The sequence below is a fragment of the Streptomyces sp. P9-A2 genome (assembly GCF_036634175.1).
GTDB classification, from domain to species: Bacteria; Actinomycetota; Actinomycetes; order Streptomycetales; family Streptomycetaceae; genus Streptomyces; species Streptomyces pratens.
This window is the reverse complement of record NZ_JAZIFX010000001.1, coordinates 8167681-8181052: the sequence shown is the minus strand read 5'-3', so window position 1 is coordinate 8181052 and position 13372 is coordinate 8167681. Positions and strand designations below refer to the sequence as shown.

At 74.0% G+C, this 13372-nt stretch carries 7 protein-coding genes; all 7 read left to right on the top strand.

The window, feature by feature from the left end; genetic code table 11:
• Positions 1-394: 394 nt before the first annotated feature.
• The 7 genes from V4Y04_RS36655 (at position 395) to V4Y04_RS36625 (ending at position 13362) form a co-directional block, all read left to right on the top strand.
• Positions 395-2233, top strand: a complete 1839-nt coding sequence (locus V4Y04_RS36655) for a BTAD domain-containing putative transcriptional regulator (protein ID WP_332432579.1) — start codon at positions 395-397, stop codon at positions 2231-2233.
• Between the two features lie 125 nt (positions 2234-2358).
• Entirely contained in the window at positions 2359-4614 is a 2256-nt protein-coding gene (locus V4Y04_RS36650; RefSeq protein WP_332432578.1) for a TOMM precursor leader peptide-binding protein, read from the top strand.
• Positions 4604-6538, top strand: coding sequence for a TOMM precursor leader peptide-binding protein (locus V4Y04_RS36645; RefSeq protein ID WP_332432577.1), 1935 nt, complete (start codon positions 4604-4606; stop codon positions 6536-6538). Before V4Y04_RS36650 ends, V4Y04_RS36645 begins: the two co-directional genes overlap by 11 nt.
• A 72-nt stretch (positions 6539-6610) precedes the next feature.
• Positions 6611-8245 (top strand): nitroreductase family protein, encoded by a 1635-nt coding sequence (locus V4Y04_RS36640; protein WP_332432576.1) that lies wholly within the window; start codon positions 6611-6613, stop codon positions 8243-8245.
• A gap of 19 nt (positions 8246-8264) precedes the next feature.
• Complete coding sequence (locus V4Y04_RS36635) at positions 8265-11084, top strand: lantibiotic dehydratase (RefSeq protein WP_332432575.1); 2820 nt, start codon at positions 8265-8267, stop codon at positions 11082-11084.
• The gene (locus V4Y04_RS36630) at positions 11072-12202 is read left to right on the top strand and encodes a lantibiotic dehydratase C-terminal domain-containing protein (RefSeq protein ID WP_332432574.1); all 1131 of its coding nucleotides are present in this window, start codon (positions 11072-11074) and stop codon (positions 12200-12202) included. The genes V4Y04_RS36635 and V4Y04_RS36630 overlap by 13 nt, the downstream gene beginning before the upstream one ends.
• A complete protein-coding gene (locus V4Y04_RS36625) occupies positions 12199-13362 on the top strand; it encodes a metalloprotease (protein WP_332432573.1) in 1164 nt (387 codons plus the stop codon). The genes V4Y04_RS36630 and V4Y04_RS36625 overlap by 4 nt, the downstream gene beginning before the upstream one ends.
• Positions 13363-13372: the final 10 nt, after the last annotated feature.

Below are 13372 nucleotides of genomic sequence, written 5' to 3'. Positions count from 1 at the left end.
GCAAATCCGGTGGATCGAGCACGTTCGTTTCCCTGACCGTACCGCCGGTAAGTCCACGGCCCGTCACCCAACAGCAAGCCATTTACCAGTAAATATGCTCTGCGAACAGGTACTTGACGGTAGGTCAGTGGCGAAAACTTGCCTCTCAGGCACTTCGCAACCACCCCCTTGACCCACGTTCTACGCCAGTAGACACTCACCACTGCCGCAAGACCGAAGGCATACGTGCACTACGACTTCACAATCTGCGCCGTACCGCCCGTGCCGGCGAAAAAGCAGGCGTCCCGAATGAGTCACCACTCAGACAGGGCCTGCTTCGACGGCACGGCACCGCCACCCCGGAGGGGGCAGCGGTCCGGATCCGCAGAAGTGCGAGGGTCAACGGGGGGACCAAGTGCGTTTTCAGTTGCTCGGCCCGCTCAGCATCACCGACGGACGTGAGGTGGTCGTCCTGCCACCGGCCAAACCGACGTCGCTGCTGGCGGCGCTGCTGGTCCGGCCCGGCGAGGTGGTCCCCACGGAGCGGCTGCGCCAGGCCGTCTGGGGGGAGAGGCAGCCTGCGACGGCGAAGGCGGCCCTGCAGAGCTGTGTCCTGCGGCTGCGCCGTCTCTTCGCCAAGTACGACATCGAGGAGCAGTCGGTGGTCGCGGTCGCCGGGGGCTACCGCCTTCCGGCCGACGGCGACACCCTGGACCTGCTGCACTTCCGCCGCCTGGTGTCGGAGGCAGTCGGCGCCGGAGAGTCCGAACTCCCCTTGCTGCGCACGGCACTCGGCCTGTGGCAAGGACCGCTTCTGGCCAACGTCCCCTCCGACCTCCTGCACCGCGACGAGGTGCCCCGACTGGTCGAGGAACACCTGCGCGTCCTGGAACGCGTCTGCGAGATACAACTGGCCCACGGACGGTGTCGCGAGGTCCTGGTGGACCTGTGGGAGGCCACCCGGACCCATCCCCAGCACGAAGGACTCTCCGCCCAGTTGATGCGGGCGCTCTACGGGGCGGGACGGCAGAACGAGGCGCTCGCCGAGTACCGGAGGATCAGGGCCCACCTTCGGGACGAACTCGGCGTCGACCCGGGCGCGGCACTGCAGAACCTGGAACTGGCCATTCTGCGCGGCGAGGAATTCCCCGGCGCGGCACTCGCGGAGCGCGACGGGCACGGCGCCGCGGCCGGAGCGGCCCCGTACGGCGGCGGCCGCCCGGGACCGGACCCCTCGCCGCGCCCCCGGCTGCCCCGTGTCCCCGGCTTCACCGGACGCTCCCGCGAGACCGCCGGCCTCGTGGACCACCTGAACGACGGTGGCCGGCGCGACGGGCGGACCGACTCCACCCCGGTGATAGCGGTCATCTCCGGAGGGCCCGGGATGGGCAAGACCGCGCTGGCCCTGCACACCGCGCGACTGGTGGCCGACCGCTACCCGGCGGGCGGCGTACTGCTGCCGCTGGCCCGGCCCGACGGTACCCCGCGGCCCGCCGTCGAGGCGGCGGCCGAACTGCGTGCCGTGCTCCCCGCCGGCATCCCCCGCGGGTCGTGCCTGGTGGTGCTCGACGACGTCGTGCACCCGGACCAGGTACGGGACCTGCTCGACGTACCCGGCTGCGGCGCCCTCGTCGTCACGAGCCGCATGCGGCTGGCCGCCCTGGTCGCCACGCACGGCCCGGCGGTACTGCAACTGGGCGCGCTGACACCGCAGGAGTCGATGGCCCTGCTCACCACCGTCCTGGGGCGGGAGCGGGTCGCGGCGGAGGCCGCTCACGCACGTGCCCTCACGGACCTGTGCGGGCACGTCCCGCTCGCACTGCGGATCGCCGCCGCCCGGCTGCTGACCCGGCCCAAGCTGCGCCTGGCCGACTACGCCGCGTGGCTGCGCCGGGACCTGCCGGCCCGGCTGGCGCTGCCCGACGACCCCCGGATGTCGGTGCCCCTGACACTCGACGGAGCCCTGGACCGGTTGCCCGGGCCACTGGCCGACGCCCACCTGCGGCTGGCCCGGCTCAGCGGGCAGTTCACCGCACCGGACGCGGCCACCGCGCTCCGCATGCCCGAGACCCACGCCGAGGAACTGCTCGAGCGGCTCCTCGACACCGGGCTCCTCGACGAGGAACAGCCTGGAACTCTGCGCATGAACAGCCTGTTCCGGGTGCACGCGCTGCACCGGACGGCCCGGACGGGCGACCTCCCTCAGGCCGTTGTCGCCCCGGCCCGGCTCGCGCTGCCGTCCGGAGCCACCTGACGGCCCGGCGCCACCACGACGGGACGCGTCCGGCCCGGCCGGTCCGTGCCCCGACGCCCCGCTTCCACCCACTCCTTCAGATCCACCGCGGCCGACAGGCCCCGACCCGGAGGTGCGACCCCCGCATGCCCACGACGCCCTACGAGGAGACCGCGGACACCCGGCCCAGGGTGCGCCGCGACGTGCTGTTCACCGAGACGCCCGACGGCGTGATCTTCCACAACGCCGACGGTGGCTTCCAGCTCAGCTCCCCGTCCGCCTACCGGTTCGCCACACTCCTCGTCCCGCACCTGGACGGGAGCCGGACCGTGGCGGAGATCTGCGCGGGTTTCCCGGATCCCCAGAAGGCGATGGTCGGCGGCCTGGTCAAGGCGCTCTACGCCCGCCGCTTCGCCCGGTCCGTGCCGGATACCGGACACCGACCCGGCACGTCCCCGGACGCGGCGGTCACCGCACACTTCGCGCAGCAGATCGCCTACCTCGACCACTACGCCGACGATGCCGGGGACAGGTTCGCCGCGTTCCGCGGCACCCGTGTCGCGGTGCTCGGTGACGGCCCGGTCGCGCGCTGGTGCGCGTTGTCCCTGATACGCAACGGCTGCGCGCACGTCGCCGTGGAGGCCGCCCTGGCCGAAGGCCCCGCCACCGCCGCGGAGTTCGGTCGGCTCCGGGAGGAGGCGGCCGAACTCACCGCGCTGGGGGCCCCGGCCGGGGTGACGGTGCTGCCCGCGGCCGGCCCGGCCGGCTGGGACGCGTACGAGGGGTACGACGTGGTGGTCGCCGCCGCAGGGCGCGACGCGTTCCGGACCGCGGTCGCCCTGCTCGGCCAGGGTGTGCCCGACGGCCGCACGCTGCTGCCCGCCTGGACGTTCGGCGGCCGGGCGGTGGTCGGGCCGGTCAGTGCCCCCGGCACCGACGGCTGTCTCGCCTGCGCGGCGCTGCGGCTCGGCGCGACCGGGGACCCGGCGGTCGCGGCCGGCCTGTGGAGCCAACTGGCCCTGGGAACCGCTCCGGCTCCCGGGCCGCGCGGACCGCTCGCGGCGATGCTCGGCAACCTGCTCGGCTACGAGGTGTTCCGGCTGGTCACCGAGGCCCTGCCGGCCGAGACCCGGGGCCAGGTGCTGCTTCAGGACATGGCCTCCTTCGACGTCCTCGCGGAGCGGCTGCTCCCCCACCCGCACTGCCCGTACTGCCGGGCCCGGCCCGTCCCGCCCGAGCCCGTCGACCTGACCGCGGCCCCCTCGCGGCCCGTCTTCGAGCCGGTCGTCGCCGCCGCCCCGGACGCCGGCGCGACCGAGGGGCCGCTGGCCGAGCTGGACCGCCGGTCGCTCGCGATCCGGCCGTCCGTCGGGGTCTTCACCCGGTACGCGGACGAGCCGGTCACCCAGACCCCGCTGAAGGTCGGCGCGGTGCAGGTCGGACTGGGCGCGGCCGGGACCCGGACCGTAGTCGCGTTCGACGTCCAGCACACCGCGGGCGCCCGCCTGCGGGCTCTCGACGCCGCCGCCGAGGTCTACGCGGAGCACGTGGTGCCCGCCTTCCCCGCGCCGGGCGGCGCGTACCTCGCGGACAACTCGGAGGCCGCGCGGGTGCGGCCTCAGACGCTCTCCACGGCGACCGGCGCCGGGGGCGATCCGGTCGCCACCTGGACCCCGGCCATCTCCCTGCTGACCAAGGAGCGGATCCTGGTGCCGGCCGGTGCCGTGCGGCCGTTCGGGCCGGACAACCAGGACCGCCGGTTCGAGCCGTCGCGCGCCGGGGCCGGTGCGGGCGACGGGCTGCCCGCCGCCGCGGCGGCCGGACTGCTGTCGGCGCTCGCGCACGACGCGCTGCAGCGGGCCGTGCGCGGCACCGGACGGACCACGGCGCTCTCCCCCGCGCTGCTCGCCGGCGACCCCGAGGGAACCTTCCTGCTGCGTTCCGCCGGGCATCTGGGCCTGGAGACCGAACTCCTCGACCTCGGGGAGGCGGACCGCACCGGGGTGTCCGTGGTGCTGGCCCGTACCCGTCCCGCGGAGCCGGGCGAGCCGGTGCGGTGGGCCGTCGGCGCCGCCCTGGACCGGGCGGCGGCGGCCGGTGACGCCCTCCGCGACCTGATCGGTACGGTGCAGCTCACCGCCGAGGGGGTGCTGGGCACGCCCGACCTGGGAGATCCGCTGCTGGCCGATCTGGACGCGGCCCTGATCCCGGTCACCGCCGGCGTGGCCGAGGAGGAGCCGGCCGCCGACCGGCCTCCGGTGACATGGGCGGACGTCCTGGAGCGGCTGGCCTCGGCCGGCCGGGACGCCCTCGTCGTGCCCACGCACGCGGCCGACCTGCCGGCCGCCGGGATCCACACCGTCCGCGTTCTGCTCACCGGGGCGGCCGGCGATGACCGTTGACCTGACCGAGGCCGCCGCCCAGCCGCGCCGGGACGCGTGCCGCCGCTTCGCCGAGGACCTCCGCCGGGCCCTGTACGACCTGCCCGCCGTACCCGGACGCCCGGTCCCCGGCATCGGTGTCGGAGCGCTCGGGGTGCGGGACGCCTTCACCGACCTCGGGGATGCCCCGGACACCGTCCTGCCCGTGCATCTGTACGGCCGGCAGGCGGTGATCGGTCCCTGGCCCGTCGAGGGGCGGGCTGGCTGCGCCGTGTGCCTGCGGCGCCGCTGGCAGGGCGTGCGCTCGGTCGGTCTGCGGGAGGGCCTGGAACTGCGCGGCGGCACCCGGGAGGCGGGCACCTGGCCCTATCTGGTGCCGTTCGCCGCGCAGGCGGTCGCCACGCTGATCGCCCGGCTCGCCGCGGCCGGCCCGGACCGGGACGCGCCGTTCCCCGACGTGTGGCTGATGGACCTGGAGGACCTGACGGTTCGTCACCACCCGCTGGTGCCGGAGCCGGACTGCCCCCGCTGCGGCACCCCCGAGCCGGTGACGGCCGAGTCGGCGGCCCTGAGCCTGCGACCCGCGCCGAAGTACCGGCCGGGCGTCGGCCGGGTCCGCCCGCTGGACGACTACGGCCTGCGGGTGGACGCGTTCGCCAACCCGCACTGGGGAGCGATCGGCCCGTCGGTGGTGTGCGACGTCACCTCGCCGACCACCTCGGCCACGGTGGGCTGCTTCTCCAGCCGCTCCGGCGACTACCTGCGGGAGACGTTCTGGGGCGGGCACGCCGACACGTACCACGACAGCACCCGCATCGGCGTGCTGGAGGGCCTGGAACGCTTCGCCGGGATGCGTGCCCGGGGCCGCGCCGTCACCCTGACCGCCGCCCTGGACGACCTCGGGCCGGGCGCCGTCGACCCACGCGAGACCGGCCTGTACACGGACGGCTTCCACCGGGCGAACCCCTGGGTGCCTCCGTTCACACCGGACCGGGCCATCCCCTGGGTGTGGGGCTGGTCGCTGCGGGACGGGCGGCCGCGCCCCGTGCCGGAGATCCTGGCCTTCTACCACAAGCCGGGCATCGAGCACCGCTTCGTGCAGGAGAGCTCCAACGGCTGTGCCTCCGGGGGCAGTCTGGAGGAGGCCGTGCTCAGTGGACTGATGGAGGTCCTGGAACGGGACGCCTTCCTGCTCGCCTGGCACGGGATGCAGCCGCTGCGCGAGATCGATCCGTCGACCAGCGCCGACCCACGCACCCGCTTCATGGTCGACCGCATGGCCATGTACGGGTACCGGGCCCGCTTCTTCGACACCCGGATCACCTTCCCGGTACCCGTGGTCACCGGGGTCGCCGAGCGGTTCGACGGGGGGCCCGCCCGGATGTGCTTCGGGGCCGGGGCCTCCCTCGACCCGGAGGCCGCGCTCGCCGCCGCTCTGTGCGAGATCGCCACCGACTCGGTGCAGTTGCTGCACCGCTTCGAGCGCAACGCGGACGGGTACCTCGCCATGGCCGCCGACCACGAGAAGATCACCAGCCTGCACGACCACCCGCTGGTGTACGCGGTGCCGGAGATGGGCCGCCACGCCGACTTCCTGCTGCGGCAGTCCGCTCCCGCGCGGCCCATGAGCGTGGCCGACCTGGCCTGGAGCCGCGCCGACGGCTCCGGCCCGGATGTGCGGGACGACCTGCTCGCCGCCGTGGAGTCCGTGACGTCCGCCGGGTTCGACGTCGTCGTCGTCGACCAGACCACGCCCGAGCAGCACGCCCTCGGGCTGTACACCGTGAAGGTGCTGGTGCCGGGGCTGCTGCCGCTCGACTTCGGCTGGAGCAGGCAGCGGGCCCGGCACATGCCGCGCATGCGCACCGCACTGCGTGAGGCGGGGCTGCGTGCGGACGACCTGACCGAGGCCGGTCTCAACCCCGGCCCGCATCCGTTCCCATGAGCGACCGACCGCCCCGGCGCGTGAACCGTGAACGCCGACGAACCGAGGAAGAACCGAGGAAAGGGGGATCCCGTGGGGTACGCCCATGAATACGCGCACGCCGTCCTGCACCGCGGGCGCGTCCCGATGGAGCCCACCGACCACGTCGTGAACTGGGACGACGGCCCGCGCAAGGGCAAGTACTATCCGCACGCCGAGGCGTTCGCCCTGCCCGCCACCGAGGACCTCGCCGAGGTCCCGATCGCACCGGGGCTGCTGCCCGGCACGGTCCCGGTGCGGGACGGCGACGCCGCCCGCGGCTTCAGTCTGCCGCTGCTGTCGGCGATGCTCCAGGACTCCTACGGGCTGACCGGGCGCCGTCTGGGCATCCAGGCCAACACCGACCTGCCCGGTCTGCCGTTCTACACGCACGCCAACTGGTCGCGCGGCACCGCGGGCGGCGGGGGCCTGTACCCGGTGAGCATCCACTGGGCGTCCGGTGCCTCCGGTCCCCTCACCCCGGGCCTGCACTACTACGACATCCACCGGCACGCCCTGCAGCGGCTGCTGGCCGGCGACGTCACCGACCGGGTCCGCCGGGCACTGGGCCCGGACGCGCCCGCCGAGGCCCTCGACACCGACCAGTACCTGATCCTCGGCGTCAAGTACTGGCAGAACTCCTTCAAGTACAACAGCTTCTCCTTCCACGTGGTCTCCACCGACGTCGGCACCCTGGTGCACACCTGGCGGATCTGGGCCGCCGCCCGGGGACTGCGCCTCGCCCCCGTGATGTGGTTCGACGAGTCCCGGCTCAACGAACTGCTCGGGGTGAAGGGCGAGGAGGAGACCGTGTTCGCGGTCGTGCCGCTGCACTGGGACGCGCCGGCGTCCTCACGGGCCCCGGCCCTCGACGACGCCCCGCGCACCGACCCGGCCCACCGGCCCTCCGTCCACCACCGGGACGTCGAACGCTCCCGCACCCTGCTGGACTTCACCGCGCTGCGCGAGATGCACTCCGCGACCCTGGCCGGCGCCGCCGACCGGCCCGCTCCCGGGGCGCTGGCGGCCGCCGCGGCCCTGCCCGCCGACGCCGGCGGCGACCGGGTGGAGCTGCCCGCTCCGGCCTTCCCCGGCACCGGTCTGCGCCGGACCCTGCGCGACCGGCGCTCCAGCTTCGGCCGGTTCGACGCCCGGCGCCGGGTGTCCGGGGAGCATCTGTCGGCGGTGCTGGCGGCCTGCTCCGGGACCCGGCTGGCGGGCGACACCGACCCGGCCGGTGAGGTCCGCCTCGCCCGGATGTACGCCTTCGTCAACCACGTCGAGGGGGTGGAGCAGGGAGCGTACGTCTACGACGCCGAACGCGGCGACCTGCGGCCGGTGGCCGCCGGCCCGCAGGGCTCCTTCCTGCAGGAGAACTACTTTCTGGCCAACTACAACCTGGAGCAGGCCGGGGTGGTGCTCGTGCCCACCGTGCGGACCACCGCCGTGCTGGACGCCGTCGGCGACCGCGGCTACCGGCTGGCCGTCGGCACCGCCGGCGCCGTCGCGCAGAGCTTCTACCTGGCGGCGTCCGCCCTGAGCCTGGGCGCCGGTGTGGCGCTCGGTTTCGACAACGTCTCCTTCGTCGAGCGGCTCGGCCTGGCGGACGGGGACGAGGCCCCCCTGCTCATCATGGCCCTCGGTCACGAACGGCCCGGGTCCGCCGACTTCCGCCACGAGATCGCCTGACGGCCGCGAAGGAATGTTCATGATCCCGATAGATTCCGGTTCCCCGGACACCCTCCCGGAGCCCGCCACCGACGCCCACTGGGAACTCGGCCGGCGCTTCGTACTGCGCGCCGCCGGTCTTCCCGTCGAGGCCGTGCACGGCCTGCGTTGCCCCGGCACCCGCCGCTGGGCCGACAGCGTGCTGGACGAGGAGGAACGCCTGACTGCCGCCGGTGCGGCGCTGAGCGATCTGCTGCACACCCTGGTCAAGTCGACCACCGGCCCCGAGGAGGACCCGGGTGATGCGGCCGCCCGCCGCAGTCTGATCAACCTGCGGCGGCAGATCTTCAACAACCGGCTGCCGGCCGACCCCACGGCCGCCGTCCGCCTGGTGGCGGAACGGGACCCGGAGACCGGCCGGCTCACCGAGGAGTGGCTGCGCGACCGTGCCCGCCTGGAGGTGCTCCGGGCCGGCGGCGCCGACCTGCTCGCCGGTGAACTGCGGGAGAACCGCCGCGCGTTGCGCGAGGTGCTGGCCGACGACCGGCTGCGCCTCGGTCTGCTCCTCGCCTCACCCGCCCTCGACGGGCGGCTGGACACCTACCTGCGCGACACGAGCCCGCGGCCGGGCAACCGCCTGCGCAAGATCGAGCGGTCCGCGCTGACCTACCTGTACCGCACGGCCTGCAAGACCAGCCCGTTCAGCACCTTCACCGGCATCGGCCTGGGCACCTTCACCGACGGCCCCGCGGACGACGGGGCGGCGCTGTACACCGGCGAGGACTGGGTGAGCCACGTACGGCTCAACGTGGTGGCCCTGGCCCGGCTCACCGAACTGATCAGGTCCGACCCGGGACGCCGCCAGGACCTGCCGGTGGTCCTCTCGCCGGGATGGGGACGCGACGCCGACCGCATCCGCTATGTGCGCCATGTGCTGGCCGCGGGCGACGACAGCGCCGCGGTCACGTTCGACGCGGTCCGCGACCGGCTGTTCTTCCTGCGCAGCAGCGGAACCCTGGAGCGGCTGCTGGAGTGGCTCGGCGGACGCCCGGACCCGGTGCGCCACCGGGACCTGGTGGCCTGGCTGGAGAGCGAGCACGACGCGGGACGCGAGGCGTGCGAGCGGTACGCGTCGGCCCTGCTGGACCTCGGCATGGTGCAGGTGCCGGTGCTCCGCGCGGACGTGCACGACCGCGATCCGCTGCGCTCCTACCAGGAGGCCCTGCGCTCGCTGGGCGCCGCCTGGGCCGACCGGCTGGCCGGCCTGCTGGACGGCCCGGCCGACTGCCTCGCCCGCTACCCCGGGGCCGGTGTCGACGAACGCCGTGCCCTGTTGGGCGCCCTGCGGACGGGGCTCCTCGACGCCCAGCGGGAACTGGGGGCGGCCGAACCGGCGCTCCCGCAGACCCTGGTGTACGAGGACGTGGACACCGGTGACGTGTCGGAGTGCGCGTCCGCCGTGCTCGGCGGGGACACCGGCCGGGCCCTGCGCGCCGTCGAGGGCGTCCTGCCGCTGTTCGACCTGACGCTGCCGCAGCGCATCACTCTCATGGGCTTCTTCATCGCCCGTTACGGGCGCGGCGGCCGGTGCGACGATCTGCTCGGCCTGGTCCACGACTTCCACGAGGACTTCTTCGACCAGTACATCTCCTTCACCTCCAAGCGGGTCTCGTTCGACGACCAGGGTGCCTATGTGCCCGAGGAGAACTGGCTCGGGCAGGGCGAGATGAAGTCGCTCGACCGGGCCCGCCGCCACTTCCACGCGGGGATGTGCTCCCTGTGGCGGGACGACGCGGAACGCGACGCCGAGGAGATCGAGCTGCCCGCCGCGCTGCTGTCCGAGACCGCGGGCGAACTCGACGGGATCACCGGCCACTTCACCCCGCAGAGCCACCACCTGCAGCTGTCCCGGCCCGAGGGCGGCCGGCCCCTGGTGGTGCTCAACAAGTCGTACGGCGGACTGGCCTTCCCCTTCAGCCGGTTCACCCATCTCTACGACGGCACCGCCCCGGACGGCGACCCGGCCGCCCCCGGATTCTGCGACGCGCTGCGCGCGGAGATGGCGGCGCGTTGCCCGGACGGCGCCGTGCTGGCGGAGGTCACCGGCGGTCCGGTCACCAGCAACCTCAACCTGCACGGACGGCTGACCGGCTATCAGATAGTGTGCCCCGGCGAGACCAGCACCGTGCCCGAGGAGGACCGCATCCACCTGGACGACCTCTACGTCGTCCACGACGAGGCGGCCGGCCGTCTGGTGCTCCGCTCCCGCCGCCTCGGCCGCGAGGTCGTGCCGGTGTACCTCGGCTACCTCGTGCCGATCGCGCTTCCGGAGATCCCGCGCAGCCTGCTGCTCCTCTCCCCCAGCACCATGGCGCCCTTCGACGTCTGGTCGGGGGTGCCCGAGGGCGGGTCGGTCGGCGGGGTCACCCGCAGGCCCCGGGTCACGCACGGGGACGTGGTGGTCGGCCGGCGCACCTGGACCGCGGACGCCGAGGTCCTGCCGGTCCGCGCCCAGGGCTCGGGCGAGGAGGAGCACTACCTGGAGTACCGGCGCTGGCAGCGCGCCCACGGCCTGCCGGACCGCTGCTTCGCCACGGTCTCTCACCCCGGCCAGGGCCCCATCGGGGCCAAGCCCGTCCACGTCGACTTCGACAGCCCGCTGTGCCTGGCCACGTTCGACGCCCTGGTGGAGCGGAAGCCCGGTACCCGGGTGGCCTTCCGGGAGATGCTTCCCGCCGAGGACGGCCTCCATCTCACTTCCCGGCGCGGCCGGCACGTCGCCGAACTCGCCGTGGAGACCTTCACCACCCGCCGGCTGCCGCAGTCCGACCAGGAGGTCGCACCGTCATGTCCGAACTGACCGAACCCGCGGCCTTCCGGCCCGCTCCGGGCGCCGCCCCCTCGCCGTGGCTGGCGCTGCACGTCTTCTACGCCGCCAATCCCCAGCCGTTGCTGGTGAAGTGCGTCCGTCCGCTGGTGGACCGGCTCACCGAGGAGGGGCTGCTGTCGGGCTACTTCTTCATCACCTACTGGCTGGAGGGCCCGCATGTGCGGCTGCGGCTGCGGCCGAGCGGTCCGGAGACCGAGGCCGAGGTGCGCCGCCGCGCCGAGGAGGCGATCAGCGGCTTCCTGAAGACCCGCCCCGCCCTGTACGAGGTCGACTCGGGCTTCCTGAAGGACTTCTACAACTCCCTGTTCGACATCGAGTTCCCCGGTGAGGACCGCGCCGCGTACATGGGCCCGGACGGCCGGATGAACCTCAGACCGAACAACTCGTTCTCCTACGAGGCTTACGCCCCCGAGTACGCCAAGTACGGCGGCCCGGCCGGCGTGGAGCTCGCCGAGTGGCACTTCCGGCACTCCAGCGACCTCGTGCTGGAGGCGTACCGGAGCATGAACCTGCACCTGCGGACGGTGCTGCTGGGCACCTCGGCGCAGCTGATGATGGTGATGGCCGGCTGCTTCCTGCCCGAGGAGGAGCGGCTCGCGGACTACCTCGACTCCTACTACGACTTCTGGCACCGGCTGTTCCCCGGCACCGGTTTCATCGGGTCCAGCGAGTACGAGCGCACCTACGAACGGGAGGCACCCGCCCTCGGTGCACGTTTCGCCCAGGTGCGGCAGACGCTGGCGAGCGGTGACCTGTCCCGGCTGCCGGCGTTCCTGCGCCGCTGGGCCGAGCACTGTCTGGAACTGCGCGAGCGGGTGGTGGAGCTCACCGCGCGCGGCGAACTCGCCTTCCCTGCCTGGGACGGCCCGGCCCGCGAGGACACCGGCCAGGAGCGCGCCGAGGACCCCGGCGCGGCCCCGCTGGTGACGGTCACGCATGCCCCGGCGGTGCTGCCCCGTCTTCTCTCGCCGTACATGCACATGACGAACAACCGGCTGCACGTGACCATCCGGGACGAGGCGTACCTGGCCTTCGCCCTGGGCCGGGTGCTGCGCGAACCGGCCGAGGGACGGCAGGCGGCCTCATGAGCACCACCGACCATGCCGGCGCTGCCGCCGGCCGGGCCTCCGGCGAGGGCCCGGCCGCGGACCGGGCCGCCGCCGCCCGGGCCTACCGGCCCGCTCTGCGGCAGGGTGTGCTGATCAGTCCCGCGCTGCTGCGCGGCCCGCGCACCGTCCACCTGATCAAGCACCCGGTCAGCGGCGCCGCGTTCGAGGTGGGCCCGCGCGAGCACTTCGTCATCGGTCTGCTCGACGGGACCCGGAACGTCGACGACGTGGTGGCCGCGTACGCGCAGCGCTTCCGGCGCAGACTGCCGGAGGAGCAGTGGACGCGACTCCTGGGTCTGCTGGGCACCCGGGGGCTGCTCGACGGTTCCCCGGAGCCCGCGCCACCGGAGGCCGGCCCGGCCCGTACCGGCACGTTCTGGGCGGGCACCCGGCGGACCGTCGCCGACGCCCACGCGACGACGGGGCGCCTGCACCGGCTGCTGCGGCCGGTGCTGCGCCCCTGGGCGCAACTGCCGCCGGCCGCGGCCGTCGTGGTGATGACCGTCGCCGTCCTGTGGGACGCGGGGGCGTTCCTCGACGGGACGTGGAAGCTGCTCACCAGCCCCCTGGCGCTCGTCCCGTTCGCGGTCTTCCTCTGGTTCAGCATCTGCCTGCACGAACTCGCCCACGGCGTCGCCGCCCGGCACTACGGCGGCGTGGTGTCCGAGATCGGGCTGCGCTGGCGGTTCCCGGCCATGATGATGTACTGCGCGGTCGACAACTACCTGTTCCTGCCCGGCCTGCGGGCGAAACTGGTGGTCGCCGCCGCGGGCGCCTACGTCAACCTGACGCTCCTGCTGCCCTTCGCCCTGTGGTGGGCGCTCCTGGGCCCGGCCGACCCCGCCCGCCCGGTGCTGACCGGGATGCTCTTCGTCGGCATCGTGCAGGCACTGAGCAATCTGGTCCCGCTGCCCCCGCTGGACGGCTACCGCATGCTCGGCCACCTGCTGGGCGCCGCCAACCTCGCCCCGGAGACCGGCGCGTACCTGACCCTGCGCCGCCGCGGGCGGGACGCCGTCGCCGCCTACCCGCCGCGCGCCCGCCGCCTGTACGCCTCCTACGCCGTCACCGCGGCCGCCCTGGTGCTCGTCGCGGCGGCCGGCACCTGCGCCGCCGTCGTGTGGCTGTTCCTCCGATGACGCTCCGAGC

What these genes read in the sequence shown, in the direction of transcription:
- V4Y04_RS36625 (WP_332432573.1), top strand. Translation starts at nt 12,199, where the DNA reads ATGAGCACCACCGACCATGCCGGCGCTGCCGCCGGCCGGGCCTCCGGC.
- V4Y04_RS36635 (WP_332432575.1), top strand. Translation starts at nt 8,265, where the DNA reads ATGATCCCGATAGATTCCGGTTCCCCGGACACCCTCCCGGAGCCCGCC.
- V4Y04_RS36630 (WP_332432574.1), top strand. Translation starts at nt 11,072, where the DNA reads ATGTCCGAACTGACCGAACCCGCGGCCTTCCGGCCCGCTCCGGGCGCC.
- V4Y04_RS36645 (WP_332432577.1), top strand. Translation starts at nt 4,604, where the DNA reads ATGACCGTTGACCTGACCGAGGCCGCCGCCCAGCCGCGCCGGGACGCG.
- V4Y04_RS36650 (WP_332432578.1), top strand. Translation starts at nt 2,359, where the DNA reads ATGCCCACGACGCCCTACGAGGAGACCGCGGACACCCGGCCCAGGGTG.